Origin of the sequence: Flavobacterium cheniae, assembly GCF_004363695.1 — a bacterium.
GTDB classification, from domain to species: Bacteria; Bacteroidota; Bacteroidia; order Flavobacteriales; family Flavobacteriaceae; genus Flavobacterium; species Flavobacterium cheniae.
Genome location: NZ_SNZC01000003.1, coordinates 84,935 through 105,495, shown reverse-complemented (window position 1 = coordinate 105,495; position 20,561 = coordinate 84,935). Strand labels below are relative to the sequence as shown.

Sequence of the window (20,561 nt, the reverse complement as noted above, 5' to 3'; positions counted from 1 at the left end):
CCTATTTCATTTTATTTTTAACATAACTCAGCATTAGGCTTCTTTCATTTTTACTAAGTCCAAAAAAGAAAATTATAATAAAAACTATAGAACTGTAATAAAATGAGGTCTTTACTAATTCATAAAAAGTTACTATGTTTTTTGGTGGCAGGTAGTAAAAGTAAATAAATATAATCAACGAAACTAATAGCTGTCTTACTAGCACTTTTTTAAAGAAATCTAATATTTTAAAATTTACTATTTGTTCTAAGAATAAAATTCGAATAAAATAAGTAACAAACGCAACACTTATAAAAGCAACATATACTAATGATGGATTTTTGTATTCCTTAAATAAATACCAAATTATTGGAACTGATAAGAATAAAACAACACCTAATATTATTTTAAAGAATTTAATCTTAGAAGTTGCTTGTACACCATAATCTAACATATTAGAAATGGATTCAATTAGTATATATAGGAACGACAACTTTGTAAAAACTAATGTATATTCTGGCAAATCATTAAGCCACAATCGTAACAAAAATTCAAGATTAAAATAGATAGGCACCAAAATTATTAGCAATCCAAAAAAAGAAAATTTAGAACCCACATAGATTAAATTCAAATAAGATTTATAATCTTCTTTGGCATAATTTTTAACAATTTGTGGATTTAAAGCCATTTGAAAATTACTTACAAAACTTAAAATTAAACCCTGAATCATAGAAGATAATCCATAAGCTGCATTGACAACTGGACCAAAAAAAATATTTAATAAAACATTACTTAATTGTTGTTGGGATAAATAGCCCAAATTACCAAACATATTCCATCCTGTATAGCTTACAAGTTCCTTGTAATAAGTTTTATTAAAGTAAAACTGATAAATAGTCTCAGGAAAATGTTTTTTGCAGTATATGTAGTAAAAGAAATGTACAATCAAGGAAACTAAAAATGTTAAAACCGCATAGGTAACCAAACTATCACTAATAAAATAGAACAATAACCATACGCTTACTAATTTCAATATTGTCTGTAAGACACTAACAATAGCGAAAACATCAAAATATTCTCTTGCTGATAATAATGCATTATAAGGCACTTGAATTATACTGATAACTAAGGTAAAAATAGAAAACTGATACACCCAGTTTGCGGCATTAATTCGTTCTAATGGAATATTTAATTTATAATTCACAAACCACAAACCAATAGTTTCAGCTAAAACAAAAACTAAGAATGCTACAAAAAAATGAATATTTAAGGTGGCGTTAAATGTTTTTTTTAACTGTTCCTCATCGCCTTTACCTAAATCAAAAGATAAGTAGCGTTGCGTGGAGGATGCCATAGCAGCATTTAAAAAAGAAAATAGAGTTACAATACCGCCCACTAATCCATATATACCATAATCGATTATCCCTAATGCTTCAAGGACTAATCTTGAAGTATATAATCCAACAACCATAGTTAAAAACATACGGAAGTAGAGAAACAAAGCGTTTTTAGCTATTTTTTTATGGTCGGACATTATCTATTTATAAACTTTAATCCTAAAGTTTAGCATCTGCAAGACTTCCCAAAACTCCTTTTACATCATAAACTACTGCGTTTTCTTTTTTCAGCGAAGCCAAATCCAAAATTTTAAACTCATTGTGAGCCACACCTAAAACGATTGCATCATATTTTATATCAGAATCAAGTGTTGCATGACAGGTCAAACCGTATTCATGTTTTACCTCATCTGAATTTGCCCAAGGGTCATAAATCGTAACTTTTGTACTGTATTCTTCCAATGATTTAACAACATCAACTATTTTAGTATTGCGAACATCAGGACAATTTTCTTTAAAAGTGAATCCTAACATTAAAATAGTTGCCCCATTAACTTTGATATTTTTGCGAATTAAAGTCTTTACTACTTGCGAAGCTACGTACTCACCCATACTGTCATTCATACGACGACCCGCTAAAATAATTTCGGGATGATAGCCTACTTCTAAAGCTTTTTGAGCCAAATAATAAGGATCAACACCAATACAATGACCTCCAACCAAACCTGGTTTGAAAGGTAAGAAGTTCCATTTAGTTCCAGCTGCTTGTAATACATCGTGCGTATTAATTCCTAATAAATTAAAAATTTTAGCCAATTCATTAACAAACGCAATATTAATATCACGTTGTGAATTTTCGATTACTTTAGCTGCTTCCGCTACTTTAATGGTTGGTGCTAAATGCGTTCCTGCAGTTATAACGCTGTTGTATAAAGCATCTACTTTTTTACCAATTTCTGGTGTAGAACCAGCAGTAACTTTTAATATTTTTTCGACTGTATGTTCTTTATCTCCCGGATTAATTCGTTCAGGCGAATAACCTGCAAAGAAATCCTCGTTGAATTTTAATCCTGATATTTTTTCCAAAACAGGCACACATTCTTCTTCCGTGACACCGGGATAAACTGTTGATTCATAAATTACAATATCACCTTTTTTTAGCACTTTAGCGACTGTTTCACTAGCTTTATACAAAGGTGTTAAATCGGGCTTATTATGTTTGTCTACTGGTGTTGGAACCGTAACTATGTAATAATTGCAATCCGCAATATCGGCTAATTGATTAGAACAATATAAACCTATTTCATTCGAAGACTTATCAACTAAAGCAGATTTTAATAACGCTTCTTCCACTTCTAATGTTACATCAATTCCTTGATTTAATTCAGAAATACGTTGTTGATTAATATCAAATCCTACGACTGAATATTTGGTTGCAAAAAGTCGTGCCAATGGCAAACCTACATATCCTAAACCTATTATCGCAATTTTTTCACTCATTATCTTGATCCAATTCCTTGGTAAATAAATCCAATTTTTTCTAACTCTTCTTTATTCAATATATTTCTACCATCAAAAACAAAAGCTGGCTTTAACATATTGTCATATATTTTTTGCCAATCGTATGTTTTAAATTCGTCCCATTCTGTTAAAACAGCAATTGCGTGTGCATTATTACAGGCATCGTAAGCGTTAATTGCTACTTGAACACCTTTTGCGTTTTCTATTTCTGAACGAGATTCTAAATAATTCAAATCAAATTGAATTTGTTCTTCTCCTACTTTAGGGTCATATACAACTACTGTTGCTTGCTCACTTAATAAATCGTCTGCCACATAAATAGCTGCTGATTCACGTGTGTCATTAGTGTCTTTTTTGAAAGCCCAACCTAAAAATGCTATTTTCTTTCCAGAAACGGTGTTATATAAGGTTTTGATTATATTATTGGCAAAACGACGTTTTTGATGATCATTCATAATGATTACTTGTTCCCAATAATCGGCCACTTCATTTAATCCGTATGATTTAGCAATGTAAACTAAATTCAAAATATCTTTTTGAAAACAAGAACCTCCAAAACCTACAGATGCTTTTAAGAATTTAGGTCCAATTCTGCTATCTAATCCAATTGCTTTTGCTACTTCGTTAACATCAGCACCTGTTTTTTCACACAATTCGCTCAAGGCATTAATTGAAGAAACACGTTGTGCTAAAAACGCATTGGCAGTTAATTTTGATAATTCTGAAGACCAAACATTAGTCGTTAATATTTTACCTTTTGGAACCCAATTTGCATATACATCAACCAATTTTTGGATAGCATTTTGACCTTCTGAAGTTGTATCTCCACCAATTAAAACTCTATCGGGTGCGAATAAATCTTCAACAGCAGTTCCTTCAGCTAAAAATTCTGGGTTGGATAAAATTTGAAACTGTACTCCGTTTCCAGTATTATCTAAAATATCTTTAATAGCACTTGCAGTTCTTACAGGTAACGTTGACTTTTCAACAACAATTTTATCGTTTTTAGCTACACGAGCAATTTGACGTGCACACAATTCAATATATTTCAAATCTGCAGCCATTCCTTTTCCTACACCGTAGGTTTTGGTTGGTGTATTTACAGAAATAAAAATCATTTGTGCTTCATCAATTGCTTTGTCTACTTCAGTTGAAAAAAATAAATTTCTACCACGAGCTTCCGCAACAACGTCACTTAACCCAGGTTCATAAATAGGAATATTATTCACATCCGCATCGTTCCATGCAGCGATTCTTTTTTCATTTAAGTCAACAACGGTAACTTTTATGTGTGGACATTTTTGAGCAATAATAGCCATTGTTGGCCCTCCAACATACCCTGCGCCGATACAACAGATATTTGTAATCATTGTATTATCTTTTTACTTTTTATTTTTTACTTTTTACTTGCAAATTATTCCAATACCAATTTACCGCTTCTTTCAAACCTTCTCTCATTGAGAACTTTGGTTGGTAATTTAGTAACTTCTTTGCTTTTTCAATACTTGCTAGTGAGTGCGGAATATCTCCTACTCTATTTTCTCCATAAATAATGGGAACATTAGCTATTTCATTATCATAGGTTGATAAAAACTCTCTTAAAGAATTGACCAACTCATTTAAAGTGGTTCTTTCGCCAAAAGCAGTATTATAAACCGTGTTTATTGCCGATTTATTTTCAGTCAACATTGCCAACTCATTCATTTGTATCACGTTATCTATGTAAGTAAAATCGCGAGAAAAATTTCCATCGCCATTAATTACTGGACTTTCATGATTTAGAAATTGGGCTACAAATTTAGGAATTACTGCGGCATAAGCACCATTTGGGTCTTGATTTCTTCCAAAAACATTGAAATATCGCAATCCAATAGTTTCCATTCCATAAGTTTTACTAAATACATCAGCATATAACTCGTTTACATATTTAGTAACAGCATAAGGAGAAAGCGGTTTTCCTATAACTTCTTCAATTTTAGGTAGCTTTTCAGAATCGCCGTAAGTAGAAGAACTAGCTGCGTAGATGAATCGTTTTACATTAGCATTTCTTGAAGCTATTAGCATGTTCAAAAATCCTGAAACATTTACTTCATTTGTAGTAATAGGGTCATTAATAGAACGAGGCACACTACCTAGAGCCGCCTGATGTAATACAAAATCAATTCCTAAAACCGCTTTTTCACAAGTTTCCAGATTTCTAATATCACCTTCAATTAAAGTAAAATTTGGATTGGAAAGAAATTGTTCAATATTATGACGATGTCCTGTTGAAAAATTATCCAAACAAACGACTTCATTATGTTCTAAAAAATACCCACACAAATTAGAACCGATAAAACCCGCTCCACCTGTAATAAGTATCTTTTTATTTGAAATTTTTGCCATGTAGTTTGCCTCAGCCGATTTTAGCTATTCTTTTTAAACTTATCTAGTAATTTTCTCCAACCTGATTTAGGTTGTACTTCATCATGATAAGCTTCTCCATAAGCTCCGTAACCATAACCATAGCCATATCCGTAACCATAGCCATATTTAGCTTTGTTTTGAAAACCATTAAACACGATACTGATATTATGTAGTTCGCCTCTTTTATGCTTATCATTGACTACACTTAACATGCCTTTTTTTGTATACCCTTGTCGTGTTACATATAATGTTGCATCGCAAAAATGAGCTAATTCTAAAGCATCTGAAACTAATCCAACGGGCGGTGTATCTAATACGATATAATCATATTTCGTTTTTAGCTCTGCTATCATTTCACCCATAGCCTCACTCATTAACAATTCGGAAGGATTTGGCGGAATAGGTCCGGAAGGAATCACATCAAGATTTTGAATATGTGTTTTTTGAATTACTTCATCGATTGTTTTTTGACCAATAAGATAATTTACAACTCCCGTAATATTATCAATATTAAAATCCCCGAAAATTCTTGGTTTTCTTAAATCTAAACCTACAATTACGGTTTTTTTATCGCTTAATGCAAAAACAGTAGCTAAGTTAATAGAACAGAAAGTTTTACCTTCCCCACTTACCGAAGATGTCACCATTAAAATCTTAGACCCATCTTTTTGTTGCTTTTTATACATGAACTGCAACGAAGAACGAATAGCCCTAAATGATTCCGCTAATGGTGATTTTGGTTTTTCGAAAACCGATAAATTATTATCTGTGTTTTTCTTGCCAACTACTCCAATTAAAGGAATATTTGTTAGTTTTTGAATATCATCAGTTGTATTAATACTATTATCTAATAATGTAATTACAAATACTATAAGCAAAGGAATTAAAAAACCCAACATCGCAGCCAAGATATAATTGATGCTTGTCTTAGGTCCTCTTAAACCACCTCCAACATCTTTTGCTGGATCTAGAAAATTAATATCTGAAATATTAGCTGCTTTTACAATTTCTGCCTCGCTTCTTTTTTCTAAAAACGTGCTGTATATTTTGTCTTTTAGATTGTACTTTCTAGTAATTTTAATATGCTCTTGTTTGTTTTCTGGCAACAAGCTTGCTTCCCCTTCTGCCTTTGCTATGTTTCTATTGATAAGAGAAGCATCTAAATTTAATGCACTTTTTGCACTTGCAATATTTTCTATAAGCACTTTTTTAATTGATTCCATTTCTACATCAAACTCAGAAAACATTTTCTTGTTTTTTACAGAATAGGACATATTTGCTCTCTCAGCAGATAATTGAATTAATTTAGCCACATTTCCTAACACATTTGGATCATCAATTCCTGCTACTGTTGGCGCAGGAAGTTTTGAATAATCGGTAGTTTTTTCTAAATAATTCTTCAGTAAATTATAGTAGGCAATTTTTCTATTAATAGCATCTTTTTCTACATCATAACCTGACAATCTTGCACTCAAAAGTCCACCACCACCTTCTTCTTCTAATTCAAAAATATTTTTACCTCTTCTAAACTCTTTTAATTCATTTTCCGCCTCTTTAATTTGGCCTTCCATTTCTCTCAAAGTACTATCTATGAAAGCAATTGTATTATTAGCAAATTGATTTTTACTTTCTAGCTGAATTTTCCTCAATACATCAACGGTAGTATTTAAGTACTCAACAAGTCTGTACTTATTAGGTCCCTCCATTTGCAAACGAACAACCGAAAGTGCTTTTGCATCAGCACTAACATCAATGCCTCTGTAAGCTGCTACAGTGCTATTAAAATCATCAAAACGGACGAAATATTCTTGATTTGTAAAATCAAATGCCTCTGGCTTTATGATTACTTTTAATTTCAAAAATGGTAAATCTACCGATTCATTAATTTTGTAAACCTTACTAAATTCACCTCCCGAAACATTAACGGGTGTTATACTCAAATCTGAATATTGTACTAATTTAGCAGATGTTGCTTCACCAAAATCAACACTTAATTTATATTGAGAAGGGGAAATAAACTTGACTTTTATTAATTGCCCAAAAAGCTGCCCTTTTGTTTTATCGATTTCTACATAAAAAGGAGCCTCACCATAGGCGTCTTTATAAAAATATTCGCCCTGCTTTAAATACTTTATATAATATTGCAATCTATCTACTACAACTTCATTGTGTGAACGTGATTTCAAGGTTGTAATAATAGTTTGTACTTTATCTGAAGTACCTCCCCAATTAAAAACTAAACTCGTATTTGAAGTAAAAAAAGGATTGTTTTGGTCTTCCACTACTATGAGTGATTCCATACCATAAATACTTTCTTTTCTAATATTTACATTGTATGCATAAACAAAAGTGATGATTAAAGACAAAACAAACCATTTCCAATATCCTATAATTTTCAAAAGAAATCCCTTGAAATCAAACGAATTTTGCGATTCGAAAAAATTAAAATCTTTAGTATCTAGCATTTTAATTACAATGTTTTAGACAACACCAATAATGTTGTAATTAAAGAAATAGCGGTCATAATAGTTGCAACAGACTGCACTCCTGTAACTCCTGTTCCCCAAGTTTTTTGTTTTAATGGCTTGATGATAATATAGTCATTAGGCTGAATGTAAAAGTAAGGTGAATTTAAGGCATTTTCATTGGTTAAATCGATACTATACGTTTCAAAACCATGTGGAAACTTTCTTATGATTTGCACTTCTTTTCTGTTACCTGTAGTAGTTATATCTCCTGAATTGGCAATTGCTTCCATAATAGTAGCTCTGTCTTGATACAACACTCCTGCCCCTGGACTACCAATTTCTCCATTAATAGTATATCGTAATCCAGCTAATTTAACAGTAACGAAAATGTTAGCCTCTTTTCTAAAATATTCTTCTAGTAATTGTTTTTCAATTTTTTGTCTCACTTCATCTGCTGTAAAACCTAAAACATTAACTTCTCCTAAAATAGGAACCCTAATATTTCCATGATCATCAACTGTATATCCATTAAAAAATAAAGTTTGAGGAGATTGTTGTGTTTGAACTGAACCAGCTGAAGAAGTAGAAAACATTTCTACTAATTTTTGATCTAAAGCCTTAATATTAACACTTAAGATATCATTTGTCTGAATTCTGTAAGGCTTGGAAACTTCTTGAGCGACTTTTATAGAATCAGATTTCGACGAAGCATTAGGTTGCAAATACGTCAAATCTTTTGTAGAAATACAAGAAGTAAGTAAGGCTGTAAATAAGGCTAAAAAAACTATTTTTTTCATGAGTAAGCTATACTGATACTGTCTGCATTTTATAAACAAAACACAAACCACACTAAATTAGGTAACAAATATAGTTTTTACAATTAAAATAACGAAGTTATTCCTGATTTTTGATTAAAATTTTGTCAATATGGCTTTATAGAAGTTTCAAATGGAATTCTATTTAACAAGCTTCGGCCTAAGGTTACTTCGTCGGCATATTCAAGTTCATCTCCAACGGCAATTCCTCTTGCAATGGTAGATGTCTTAACTTCATATTCTTTAATCTGTCTGTAAATATAAAAATTGGTTGTATCGCCTTCCATAGTTGAACTTAATGCAAAAATAATTTCAGCAACATTTCCTTCTTTTACTTTTTCAACAAGTGAAGTGATTTTTAATTGACTTGGACCGACTCCTTCAATAGGAGAAATTTTACCACCAAGTACATGATAAACCCCTTTGAACATTCCGGTGTTTTCTAATGCCATGACATCACGAACATCTTCCACCACACAAATAATCGATTTATCTCGGGAAGCATTGGAACAAATTCCACAAATCTCTGCATCTGAAATGGTGTTGCATTCTTTACAATATTGAATATCATTACGCATGGCTGTTAAAGCTGAAGACAACATTTCTGTCTGTTCTGCAGGTTGTTTTAATAAATGCAAAACCAATCGTAATGCCGTTCTTTTACCAATTCCTGGCAATTGAGACATTTCGTTAACCGCATTTTCTAATAATTTTGAAGGCAATTCCATTTAGCAAAAGTAAAAAAAAGTTAGGAGATAGAAGTTGGGAGTTAGGAGTTTCCCAAAAATAATTACAAAAGAATTTTCTTTTGACTTCTCGCTTCAAACTTCTATCTTTTTCCTATTTTAGCACAAATTAAAACCAACCTATGACTTCAGGAACTATTTTAGCTATCATTATTATTTATTTCGGAATCCTTATTCTTATATCCAATTTTGTAAGTAAAAAAGACAGCAGTAACGATGCTTTTTTTAAGGCGAATAAAAACGCAAAATGGTATTTAGTTGCTTTTGGTATGATTGGAACTGCACTTTCTGGTGTTACCTTTATATCTGTTCCTGGTGAAGTCGGAAATCCTGATTTGCAGTTTAAATATTTCCAATTTGTATTAGGAAATGCGATTGGTTTTATCATTATCGCCACTGTCTTGCTTCCACTTTATTATCGAATGAATTTAACTTCGATTTATAGTTATATTGAGCAACGATTAGGTGTTGTAAGTTACAAAACAGCAGCCACTATTTTCTTGATTAGTAGAACTATTGGTTCGGCTTTTCGATTGTATTTAGTGGTAATTGTGTTGCAACGTTTTGTTTTTGACGAATACAACGTTCCGTTTGCAGTGACGGTTTTAATCTCATTAGCCTTGATATTTGCTTACACCTATCGTGGTGGATTAAAAACAATTATTATTACAGATACTTTGCAAACCTTTTTCTTAGTTTCATCTGTATTTTTAACGATTATTTTTATTTGTAACAGCTTGGATTATAGTTTTACAGAAGCTTTTGAAGCCGTAAAAAACAGCAATTATTCTAAAGTTTTCTTTTATGAAGATTACTTGAAAGGAAACTATGTTGTGAAACAAATTTTAGGCGGAATCTTTGTAACAATTGCCATGGTAGGATTAGACCAAGATTTAATGCAAAAGAATTTAAGTTGCAAAAACATTGGTGAAGCGCAAAAAAACATGTTTACTTTTACCGGAATTTTTGTAATTATCAATATTTTCTTTTTAAGCGTGGGAGCTTTACTTTATTTATATGCCGAGAAAAACGGCATTTCTGTTCCAATGGTAGATGGTGTAAAACGTACTGATTTATTATTTCCTGAAATTGCATTTAACCATTTGAGTATTATTCCTGCTGTTGTTTTCTTACTGGGATTGACCGCTGCAACTTTTGCCACAACTGATTCGGCTTTAACCGCTTTAACCACTTCTTTTTGTGTCGATTTCTTAGGAATGGATAAAGCAGAAAATCAAAACAAACCTAATGTAGTTAGAACACGTCACTTGGTACATGTTGCCTTTTCATTATTGATGTTTTTAGTGATTATCATTTTTAATTCATTGAATGACAAATCGGTAGTAACCATGATTTTCAAAGTTGCTAGTTACACGTATGGTCCACTTTTAGGATTATATGCTTTTGGATTGTTTATGAAATCAAAAACCGTTCACGATAAATTAGTTCCAATTATCTGTATAATTTCTCCATTAGTTTGCTTTTTATTAGCCAAAAATTCAGCGGCTCTTTTTGGAGATTACGTAATTGATAACGAATTAATTATCGTAAACGGAATTATTACTTTTATAGGATTGTTGTTAATCAGCAAACCTGCTACAAGTCAAACTAAGTTTTAATACTGATTGGTTGCCAATAACACCAAAGTACAGGCTACTTCATACTGAATATTATTTGCTTCCAATATTTTATAAAATTCAGGGTTTTCAGTTCCTGGATTAAAAATAACGCGTCTTGGTTTTAACGATAAAATATAGTCGTAATAGTCTTGTTGTGCTTTTGGATTGAGATATAAAGTCACAGTATCAACCGCATGAAAATCTAGTTTCTCTGTTTCAATTGGAATATCAAACGCCATTCCTTTTTTGGCTCCAATTGCTACTACTTGATGACTTTTATCTACTAAACTATGAATGGCTTTATACGAATAACGCTCTTTATTTGTGGAAGCTCCAATGACTAATGTTTTCATGATTATATATTTTACAAGCTAAAGTTACGAATAAATAAACAAATAATAAAAATTTGCTAAAGTCTGAATTGAAAAAGAAATTTGAAGTAATTTTAAACAAAAATGCTTTACAATATCTCATACAAAGACCCAAAAATTGAAAGAGAAATCAATGAATTAGTCGGAAAACCTTTTTCGATAATAGAAAATATTAAGAAAGGCGGAATAGGCTCACCAAAATTATTCATCACTCGATGCAGCGCTGCTATTTATGATTTATTACATGTAAATAACACTGCAAAATTCTGTAATATTGAATTGCGCCCAAAAGGAATTATAATTGGTTTTCAATCAAGGTTAGACATTTACGCATTAGTTATTCCTTATTACAAGCTAGTACTATTTAAACCTGGAAACTCGATTACTTTTCATATTGACCAACATTATATTAGTGTTGATTGTTCAAAAAACAGCAAAGGAGTTCAAAAATTCATAAATAAGCTTGAATTGGAAAAAGAGAAAAACACCTACTATTCTCCTCTAGATGTTTACTAATTGTTTTAGCTTACGTTTTCTAAACTTAAAAGTAATCTAGATTTTTTTTTGAATCAAAAATAAAATAATTACCTTGTACTATATTTGTAAAAATTTTACGATGGAATTATTCATTTATTTATTCGCCGCTTTATTCTCAGTATTAAATCCTATTGGAACAGTTCCTATTTTTGTTGGGTTAACCCAAGGATATACAAAAGCTGAACGATCAAAAGTATCTTTATTGACTTCTTTTAATGTATTTATCATTTTGATCATTTCATTTTTTATTGGTCAATATGTATTACAATTTTTTGGAATTACGATTACTGCGTTACGAATTGCCGGAGGAATTATTATTACTAGTTCGGGATTTGGATTATTAAATGGAAATTTCAGCAAAAACAAAGGGATTAATAAAAAGGTCCAAAAGGATGTTGAAAATCGACATGATATTGCATTAACACCTTTAGCGATGCCTATGTTGGCCGGACCAGGTTCTATTTCGCTATTAATTGCTTTTTATCAAGATCATAACACTACTAATGAAATTATTATTTCTTCCATAGCTATTTTAGTTGTGGCAGCAACAATTTATTTAATTTTAAGAAGCGCACATTATTTAGCTAATATTTTAGGTGCTTCTGGGATTGTTGCTATTTCAAGAATTATAGGTTTTTTAACCATTGCTATTGGAATACAATATATAATTAGTGCAGTTTTAAGTATTGTTAGAGGTATTTAAAATTTTCTTTTTAGTACCTTTAATAAAAAATGCGAATTTTATTAACTGGTGCTAACGGATATGTCGGAAGAAGATTGTTACCTGAACTACTATCTCAAGGCCATGAGGTAATTTGTTGTGTTCGTGATAAAAACCGACTTGGATTAGACAAAACCACTCAAGAAAGAATTACCATTTGGGAAGTTGATTTCTTACACACAATAAACCTAAACAATCTTCCTGAAAAGATTGATGTAGCTTATTATTTAATCCACTCCATGACATCTTCTACTTTCGATTTTGATGTTATGGAAGGAAAATCAGCGCACAATTTCAATTTATACATGAACGAAATTGGCGTTAAGCAAGTTATCTATTTGAGTGGAATTGTCAATAACTCCGAACTTTCCAAACACTTACAATCTAGAAAAAACGTTGAAGATATTTTGTTTGAAGGTAATTTCAATACCACTGTCCTTCGTGCGGGAATTATTGTAGGTTCTGGAAGTTCATCATTTGAAATTATTCGCGATTTGTGTGAAAAATTACCTGTTATGGTAACTCCAAAATGGGTTTTAACGAAATGTCAACCTATTGCTATTCGCGATGTTATTCATTATTTAACTGGAGTTTTACTGAAGGAAGAACATTATAATAAATCCTATGATATTGGCGGACCTAATGTGATTACGTACAAAGAAATGATGCTTTTGTATTCCAAAACGAGAGGCATCAAACTTTGGATTTTTACACTTCCTGTAATGTCGCCAAAGCTTTCTTCTTACTGGTTGTATTTTGTAACTTCAACATCTTATAAATTAGCTGTAAACCTAGTTGATAGTATGAAAATGGAAGTCGTTTGCCAAAATAATGATCTTCAAAAAGCATTAGGAATTAAACCAATCACTTATGTAGATGCTATTAAATTGGCATTTTTAAAAATGGAACAAAATCTCGTTATTTCTAGCTGGAAAGATAGTTTGGTAAGTAGCCGATTTAAAGAAAATTTTTCTGAATTTATTCAAATTCCTACTTATGGATGTTTGAAAGATCATAAAATTAAATCGGTAACCAATGTTGAAAAAACGCTTGATAATATTTGGTCCATTGGTGGTGATAAAGGGTGGTATTATGGAAATTGGATGTGGAAAATTCGTGGCTTTTTAGACAAACTTTTTGGCGGTGTAGGTTTGAGAAGAGGCAGAACACATCCGACTCATTTAGACAATGGAGATGCGCTTGATTTTTGGCGCGTTTTAGTAGCTAATAAAGAAGAAAAACGATTGCTATTATATGCTGAAATGCGATTACCCGGAGAGGCTTGGCTAGAATTTAGAATTGACAACGAAAACAAACTCCATCAAATTGCAACTTTTAGACCTAAAGGATTATTAGGGCGACTATATTGGTACAGTTTAGTTCCTTTTCATTTTTTTATTTTTGGAGGCATGATTAAAAATATTACCAAATAAAAAAATCCCTAATTCCAATTATATTCGGAAATAGGGATTTCTACTTTATTTAAAATCACTCGAGGTGACGTTAAAGTTATTCTCTTGGCAAGAAAATTTCTGCCATCATACAACGAGCACTTCCACCACCACAAGCTTCAATAGTATCTAAACTTGAACTTACTATTGTTACATGTTCTTCTAATTGTGCAATTTGCTTTTTAGTTAAACTTTGATGTGCCGATGCGCTCATGATTAAATACCTTCTATCATCGGTCCCTTTTACTTCTAACATATTTCCAGCGAAATTATTCACTTGATCTTCAGTTATTAAGATTACTTCTTTTTCGTCACCTTTTAAACTATCTAAGACCATTTTGCGTTCTTTCTTGTCATCGATACAATCCGCACAAATAACTGCAAAAGTTTCGCCAACACACATAATAACGTTAGTATGATAAATATGTTTTCTTTCTCCGTTTACGGTTTGAAAGGCTTCAAATATTACAGGAGTAAATTCGAAATCTTCACAAAATTCAATGAATAATTCTTCGTCTGCTCTTGGTGATAAAGCACAATAGGCTTTTCCGTTAGCTCTATCTAAAACAATACTTCCTGTTCCTTCTAAGAAAATATCATCATCTTCAGCTGAAGTATAATCCATAATCTCATTGATTACAAACCCCTCTTCTTCCAAATGATCTAAAATATCTTCTCTTCTTTCTAATCGGCGATTTTCGGCAAACATAGGATATAAAACCACATCTCCATTTTCATGAAATGAAATCCAATTGTTTGGAAAAATACTGTCTGGCGTATCTGGACTTAATGTATCTTCCACCACTACAACATTCAATCCAATCATTCGTAACTTCTGAACGAAAGTATCAAATTCTTCTTGTGCTTTTGCATTAACCGAAGATGGTGTTAAATTATCTAATACTTTTTGATAATAATTATTTACCGCTGTTTGTTCATTCATTCGGAATGCTACCGGACGAATCATCAATATGGAATTAGTTGTTTGGTTCATGTTTATTTTTGTTTTTAGACATTAAATGCAATGTCTGTACATTATTTATTCTTAATCTCGAATCAAAGGCAAAGTTGAACATCGTAACAAACCTTCTTGTTTAGCAATTTCGGCATAAGGAATTTCTTCTACTGTAAATCCGTTTTCACGTAACCAATTGTTTAATCTGGTGAAATTCTTTTCAGAAACTACTACATCAGGAGCAATTGAAAACACATTTGAATTCATGTGATACATTTCTTCTCTTTCGATATGGAATAAATTCTCTTTTCCGAATAAATTCACCAAAAACATATAATCTGCTTCTTCACGAAAACCACTTTTATAGATGATTCCTTTGTTTGTTCCAACAGGTTGAAAACAGCAATCTAAATGCAAAGCATTATCGCGAGGTTCAATTTTCGACTTTACTAAGTCAAATGCTTTCACAATTTTATTTGGAAACAAAGCTTTAATGTAATCAACTCCTTGCCAATTGGTTCTTGCAGTAATATAATCTTTATAATCTGAACCTTTATACGTTCCTATAAAAATATAATCATTCCAAGGCATAACATCGCCACCTTCAATATGCACTTCATCTGGCGGACGTACCACTTTTTTAGGATCAATTTGATCGATTACGTATTGAATAGCGTCTAATTCACGCTCTCTGTCTGGTAAAATATTGGCTTTAATAAAAATATCATCGATTACAAATCCGATATCTCTAGCGAAAATTTGGTTATAATTTTCAATAATTTGAGGTCTGAAGACTTTTACATCGTATTTCTGAAACACTTTATTAAAAGCTTCCATTTCGTTTACCATATCGGCTTCAACAGGATAGGTTCCGGCTTTAATGTGCTCTAATGATTTTGGATCATAAGCTTCTTCGATGGTAGGTGTTGGACCATTACTAACAGCGGTTCCTAACACCACTGCCCTTAATCGAGAAGTTTCGTTTTTTACATTTAATTGTAACATAGCGTATGGCTTTTGGCAAATATAGAAAAAGGAAACGAGATTATTAATTAGTCAATCGTTATAAATTTTTATCAAATTGATTGTATTTGCGTATAAATGATTAAATTTGAGAAAACTATAAAAAACAATTTATCATGGGATTATCGAATTTTTTTAGTTCTCTTTTTGGAAAAGCAAAAGAGAAAGCGGAAATAGCGAAAGAAAACTTAAGCGAAGTAGCAGAAAATGTTGCTGAAAAAGCTGCAGATGTAGCTGAAGACGTAAAAGAAACAGTTGAAAACGTAGCCGAAAAAGCAGCTCAAAAACTGGAAGAATTAAAAGTGAATGAAAAAGTAGCTGATGTAATAGAGACTGCAAAAGAAAAAACCGCTGAGGCTGCGGGTTGGGTTGAAGAAAAAGCGCACAACTTAAAAGAATCATTACAAAATGCAGCTGAAACTGTAGAAGACAAAGTAGAAGATTTAACAGGAAATACAGAAGAGGACGAACAAAAACCTGCTGAATAAATGCTAAACCAATAAAAGCAAAAATCCCACTTTTCAGTGGGATTTTTTTTATGATTATCTGTCTTTTACTTCTTTAAAAGGACGTAATGTATAACCTGTGTAAACTTGTCTTGGACGACCAATTGGCTCCTTGTTAATTCTCATTTCTTTCCATTGAGCAATCCAACCTGGTAAACGACCAATAGCAAATAAAACTGTAAACATTTCAACTGGGATTCCCATAGCTCTGTAGATAATTCCTGAATAGAAATCTACGTTTGGATATAAGTTTCTTGATTTGAAATATTCGTCTTCTAAAGCTACTTTTTCTAATTGTTTTGCAATATCTAATAATGGATCATCAACTCCTAATGAATTTAATACATCATCAGCTGCTTTTTTAATGATAGTTGCTCTTGGATCAAAGTTTTTATACACACGGTGTCCGAATCCCATTAAACGGAATGGATCGTCTTTGTCTTTTGCTTTTAAAACGAATTTAGCCACATCACCACCATTATCATGGATTTCTTGTAACATTTCTAATACTGCTTGATTAGCTCCACCGTGAAGTGGTCCCCAAAGTGCAGAAACTCCAGCCGAAATGGAAGCAAATAAACCAGCATGAGAAGAACCCACAATTCTTACTGTAGAAGTAGAACAGTTTTGTTCATGATCTGCATGTAAGATGAATAATTTATCTAAAGCAGCTACTACTTTTGGATCTGCTTTGTATGGTCCTGTTGGTAATTCAAACATTAAGCGCATGAAATTATCAACATATCCTTTTGTATTATCGTAGTAATTTAATGGATAACCCATCGATTTTCTGTAAGTCCATGTAGCAATTACTAAGAATTTACCCATAGTTTTACAAACTGCTTCATACATTTCTTTTTCGTTGTGAGGATTCACAGCTTTAGGATTGAAGGCAGTTAAAGCACTTGTTAATGAAGCTAAAACACCCATTGGATGAGCCGTTTTTGGAAAGCCATCAATGATGTTTTTCATTTCTTCATTAACCAATGTATATTTGCGAATATCGTTTTCGAATTTTTCTAATTGTGCTATTGTTGGAAGTTCTCCAAAAATCAACAAATAAGAAACTTCTAAGAAATCAGCTTTGTCGGCTAAATCTTCGATTGAATATCCTCTGTAACGTAAAATCCCTTCTTCACCATCTAAGAAAGTAATTTCACTTGTACATGAACCCGAGTTTTTATAACCAGGATCAATTGTAATAGCACCAGATGCACTACGCAACTTGTCTATATCGATAGCAACCTCATTCTCAGTTCCCACAATTACTGGAAACTCATACTTTTTGCCATCAAGCTCTAATATTGCAGTTTTTGACATATTATTTATATGATATTTTATGATAAAATTAATGTGAATTGCGAATTTAACAAATAATAATCAAACAATAAAGAAATTATCTATAATTTATGGTTAAATAATATACATGAAAAACCCTCTCAAAATTTACATTCTGAAAGGGTTGAGTATTTAGATACTGAAACGAGTTCAGTATGACAATAATATTGTTATTTTTTTACTTTAAAAGCATTTACTCCAGGAAAATAAGCTACATCCGCTAATTCTTCTTCAATTCTTAATAATTGATTGTATTTAGCCATACGATCTGAACGAGAAGCCGAACCTGTTTTGATTTGTCCGCAATTTAAAGCAACTGCTAAATCAGCAATTGTATTATCTTCTGTTTCTCCAGAACGGTGAGACATTACAGAAGTATATCCTGCATTATGCGCCATGTTTACAGCTGCAATTGTTTCTGTTAAAGTACCAATTTGGTTTACTTTAATCAAAATTGAATTTGCTATTGATTGACTAATTCCACGAGATAATCTTTCAACATTAGTTACGAATAAATCATCCCCAACTAATTGTACTTTATCTCCGATTTTCTCTGTTAATAATTTCCAACCTTCCCAATCGTCTTCGTACATTCCGTCTTCTATAGAAATAATTGGATATTTTTCAGTTAATTCTGCTAAATAAGAAGCTTGTTCTTCAGAAGTTCTGATTTTTCCTGTTTCACCTTCAAATTTAGTATAATCGTATTTTCCGTTTACATAAAATTCTGAAGCTGCACAATCTAAAGCAATCATAACATCATCACCAAAAGTATAACCTGCATTGGTAACTGCTAATTTAATAGAATCTAAAGCATCTTCTGTTCCGCCGGCTAAATTTGGAGCAAATCCACCTTCATCACCTACTGCAGTAGATAAATTTCTATCGTGTAATACTTTTTTAAGGTTATGGAAAATTTCAGTTCCCATTTGCATTGCATGAGTGAAATCTTTTGCCTTAACTGGCATAATCATAAACTCTTGAAAAGCAATTGGAGCATCAGAATGCGAACCTCCATTGATGATGTTCATCATTGGAACTGGCAATGTATTCGCAGAAACGCCACCAACATAACGATATAAAGGCATTCCTAATTCGTTAGCTGCTGCTTTTGCAACCGCTAAAGAAACACCTAAGATTGCATTAGCACCTAAGTTTGATTTGTTTGCCGTTCCGTCTAATTCAATCATCATTTTGTCGATTAAATTTTGTTCAAAAACCGACATTCCTACAATCGCTTCAGCAATTTTTGTATTTACATTTTCAGCAGCTTTTAAAACACCTTTTCCCATGAAAGCCTTTCCACCATCACGAAGCTCTACAGCTTCATGTTCGCCAGTTGAAGCACCACTTGGCACAGCTGCTCTTCCTAAAATTCCGTTATCTGTAACTACGTCTACTTCGATTGTTGGATTTCCACGCGAATCTAAAATTTGTCTTGCGTGAACTTTGATAATTATACTCATTTTATATTTTTTTAGTTATTACCTTATGAATAATAACAAATTTATAATTTAAACTATAATGATATTGAAAAACTCAAAAAACTTATAAACGATAACGTTTTAGTTGCTTGCAGTTTTTATGTTTTCGATAAATTGGTCAAATAAATAACTTGAATCGTGTGGTCCAGGACTTGCTTCAGGATGATATTGTACTGAGAAACAATTTTTAGATTTCATTCGCATTCCTGCCACTGTTCCATCATTCAAATGTTCGTGTGTTAATTCGAAATCTGGATGCTTATCTAATTCATCTCTTACGATAGCAAAACCGTGATTTTGAGATGTAATTTCACCTTTTCCAGAAATCAAATTTTTAACAGGATGATTTATTCCGCGGTGACCGTTGAACATTTTATAAGTTGAAATTCCATTCGCTAACCCAATAATTTGGTGTCCTAAACAGATTCCAAATAACGGTTTATTTTCGTTTAAAATTTGTTTTGCTACTTCTTGTGCACATTCTAAAGGTTCTGGATCACCAGGTCCATTTGACAAGAAATAACCATCAGGACTAAATGATTTTAAATCTTCATAAGAAGCGTTGTATGGGAAAACTTTGATGTAGCAATCTCTCTTCGCTAAATTTCTAAGGATATTGGTTTTAATTCCTAAGTCTAAAGCTGAAATTTTATATTTCGCTGTTTCTTCACCAAAGAAATAAGGTTCTGAAGTTGAAACTTTAGAAGCCAATTCCAAACCATTCATATCTGGAACTTGCGCTAATCTTTCTTTCAATTCTTCGATTGGAGTTCCATCTGTACAAATAACAGCATTCATCGCACCGTTATCTCTGATATAGCTTACTAAAGCTCTTGTATCTACATCCGAAATTACGATAAGATTTTGTTTACTTAAATAATCGAAAAGACTTTCTGAAGCATCTACACGTGAATAATTAAAGCTAAAGTTTTTACAAACCAATCCCGAAATTTTTACTGAATCAGATTCAACTTCTTTGTCGTTTACACCATAGTTACCAATATGTGCATTGGTTGTAACCATGATTTGTCCGAAGTAAGAAGGGTCTGTGAAAATTTCTTGATAACCTGTAGTCCCTGTATTAAAAGCGACTTCACCAAAAGTAACACCTTCAATTCCGATTGATTTTCCGTGAAAAATAGTACCGTCTTTAAGGAGTAAAACGGCTTTAGAACGATTGTTGTATTTCATTGTGTTGTGTTGTTGTGGGTGCAAATTTAGTTATAAAAGTTGTTTTTAGAAAATGTTTGATTCGTAAAACCAAAAAAAAAGGATAAACTTAAA

At 32.0% G+C, this 20,561-nt stretch carries 18 protein-coding genes; 5 read left to right on the top strand and 13 right to left on the bottom strand.

The window, feature by feature from the left end; translation table 11 throughout:
• Position 1: 1 nt before the first annotated feature.
• The 7 genes from C8D80_RS09285 to recR all read right to left on the bottom strand — a co-directional run bounded on the left by C8D80_RS09285 (position 2) and on the right by recR (position 9,254).
• Positions 2-1,450 carry an MATE family efflux transporter gene (locus C8D80_RS09285; protein ID WP_242004805.1) on the bottom strand — a complete coding sequence of 483 codons (1,449 nt, stop codon included), beginning with the start codon at positions 1,448-1,450 and terminating at the stop codon, positions 2-4.
• A gap of 85 nt (positions 1,451-1,535) precedes the next feature.
• Positions 1,536-2,816, bottom strand: a complete 1,281-nt coding sequence (locus C8D80_RS09280; protein WP_133609654.1) for a nucleotide sugar dehydrogenase — start codon at positions 2,814-2,816, stop codon at positions 1,536-1,538.
• Positions 2,816-4,207 (bottom strand): UDP-glucose 6-dehydrogenase, encoded by a 1,392-nt coding sequence (locus C8D80_RS09275; protein ID WP_133609652.1) that lies wholly within the window; start codon positions 4,205-4,207, stop codon positions 2,816-2,818. The genes C8D80_RS09280 and C8D80_RS09275 overlap by 1 nt, the downstream gene beginning before the upstream one ends.
• 19 nt (positions 4,208-4,226) lie before the next feature.
• Entirely contained in the window at positions 4,227-5,222 is a 996-nt protein-coding gene (locus tag C8D80_RS09270) for an SDR family oxidoreductase (RefSeq protein ID WP_133609650.1), read from the bottom strand.
• A 20-nt stretch (positions 5,223-5,242) separates the two neighbouring features.
• The gene (locus tag C8D80_RS09265; protein WP_133609648.1) at positions 5,243-7,708 is read right to left on the bottom strand and encodes an exopolysaccharide transport family protein; all 2,466 of its coding nucleotides are present in this window, start codon (positions 7,706-7,708) and stop codon (positions 5,243-5,245) included.
• A gap of 5 nt (positions 7,709-7,713) precedes the next feature.
• Positions 7,714-8,508, bottom strand: a complete 795-nt coding sequence (locus C8D80_RS09260; RefSeq protein ID WP_133609646.1) for a polysaccharide biosynthesis/export family protein — start codon at positions 8,506-8,508, stop codon at positions 7,714-7,716.
• A 125-nt stretch (positions 8,509-8,633) separates the two neighbouring features.
• Positions 8,634-9,254, bottom strand: a complete 621-nt coding sequence (recR, locus tag C8D80_RS09255; RefSeq protein ID WP_133609644.1) for a recombination mediator RecR — start codon at positions 9,252-9,254, stop codon at positions 8,634-8,636.
• Positions 9,255-9,394: 140 nt separating this feature from the next.
• Here recR and C8D80_RS09250 point away from each other — a divergent pair, with 140 nt between their 5' ends.
• Positions 9,395-10,891 carry a sodium:solute symporter gene (locus C8D80_RS09250; RefSeq protein WP_133609642.1) on the top strand — a complete coding sequence of 499 codons (1,497 nt, stop codon included), beginning with the start codon at positions 9,395-9,397 and terminating at the stop codon, positions 10,889-10,891.
• Here C8D80_RS09250 and C8D80_RS09245 read toward each other — a convergent pair.
• The gene (locus C8D80_RS09245; RefSeq protein WP_133609640.1) at positions 10,888-11,244 is read right to left on the bottom strand and encodes a CoA-binding protein; all 357 of its coding nucleotides are present in this window, start codon (positions 11,242-11,244) and stop codon (positions 10,888-10,890) included. The genes C8D80_RS09250 and C8D80_RS09245 overlap by 4 nt on opposite strands.
• Positions 11,245-11,346: 102 nt before the next feature.
• Here C8D80_RS09245 and C8D80_RS09240 point away from each other — a divergent pair, with 102 nt between their 5' ends.
• From C8D80_RS09240 to C8D80_RS09230, 3 genes are all read left to right on the top strand, one after another.
• The gene (locus C8D80_RS09240) at positions 11,347-11,778 is read left to right on the top strand and encodes a hypothetical protein (RefSeq protein ID WP_133609638.1); all 432 of its coding nucleotides are present in this window, start codon (positions 11,347-11,349) and stop codon (positions 11,776-11,778) included.
• A gap of 100 nt (positions 11,779-11,878) precedes the next feature.
• Complete coding sequence (locus C8D80_RS09235) at positions 11,879-12,502, top strand: MarC family NAAT transporter (RefSeq protein WP_133609636.1); 624 nt, start codon at positions 11,879-11,881, stop codon at positions 12,500-12,502.
• Between the two features lie 29 nt (positions 12,503-12,531).
• A complete protein-coding gene (locus C8D80_RS09230; protein WP_133609634.1) occupies positions 12,532-13,953 on the top strand; it encodes an SDR family oxidoreductase in 1,422 nt (473 codons plus the stop codon).
• A gap of 76 nt (positions 13,954-14,029) precedes the next feature.
• Here C8D80_RS09230 and ctlX read toward each other — a convergent pair whose 3' ends face one another.
• Both ctlX and C8D80_RS09220 read right to left on the bottom strand, forming a co-directional pair.
• Positions 14,030-14,965: a citrulline utilization hydrolase CtlX gene (ctlX, locus tag C8D80_RS09225; protein WP_133609632.1), complete on the bottom strand. Its 936-nt coding sequence runs from the start codon at positions 14,963-14,965 to the stop codon at positions 14,030-14,032.
• 51 nt (positions 14,966-15,016) lie between these two features.
• Entirely contained in the window at positions 15,017-15,931 is a 915-nt protein-coding gene (locus tag C8D80_RS09220; protein ID WP_133609630.1) for a dimethylarginine dimethylaminohydrolase family protein, read from the bottom strand.
• 134 nt (positions 15,932-16,065) lie between these two features.
• Here C8D80_RS09220 and C8D80_RS09215 point away from each other — a divergent pair, with 134 nt between their 5' ends.
• Entirely contained in the window at positions 16,066-16,437 is a 372-nt protein-coding gene (locus tag C8D80_RS09215) for a hypothetical protein (protein ID WP_133609628.1), read from the top strand.
• A 54-nt stretch (positions 16,438-16,491) separates the two neighbouring features.
• On the opposite strand, the gene C8D80_RS09210 is transcribed toward C8D80_RS09215, so the two are convergent.
• The 3 genes from C8D80_RS09210 to carA form a co-directional block, all read right to left on the bottom strand.
• Complete coding sequence (locus tag C8D80_RS09210; protein ID WP_133609626.1) at positions 16,492-17,775, bottom strand: citrate synthase; 1,284 nt, start codon at positions 17,773-17,775, stop codon at positions 16,492-16,494.
• 188 nt (positions 17,776-17,963) lie between these two features.
• Positions 17,964-19,259: a phosphopyruvate hydratase gene (eno, locus tag C8D80_RS09205; RefSeq protein WP_133609624.1), complete on the bottom strand. Its 1,296-nt coding sequence runs from the start codon at positions 19,257-19,259 to the stop codon at positions 17,964-17,966.
• A 99-nt stretch (positions 19,260-19,358) separates the two neighbouring features.
• The gene (gene carA / locus C8D80_RS09200; RefSeq protein ID WP_133609622.1) at positions 19,359-20,468 is read right to left on the bottom strand and encodes a glutamine-hydrolyzing carbamoyl-phosphate synthase small subunit; all 1,110 of its coding nucleotides are present in this window, start codon (positions 20,466-20,468) and stop codon (positions 19,359-19,361) included.
• Positions 20,469-20,561: the final 93 nt, after the last annotated feature.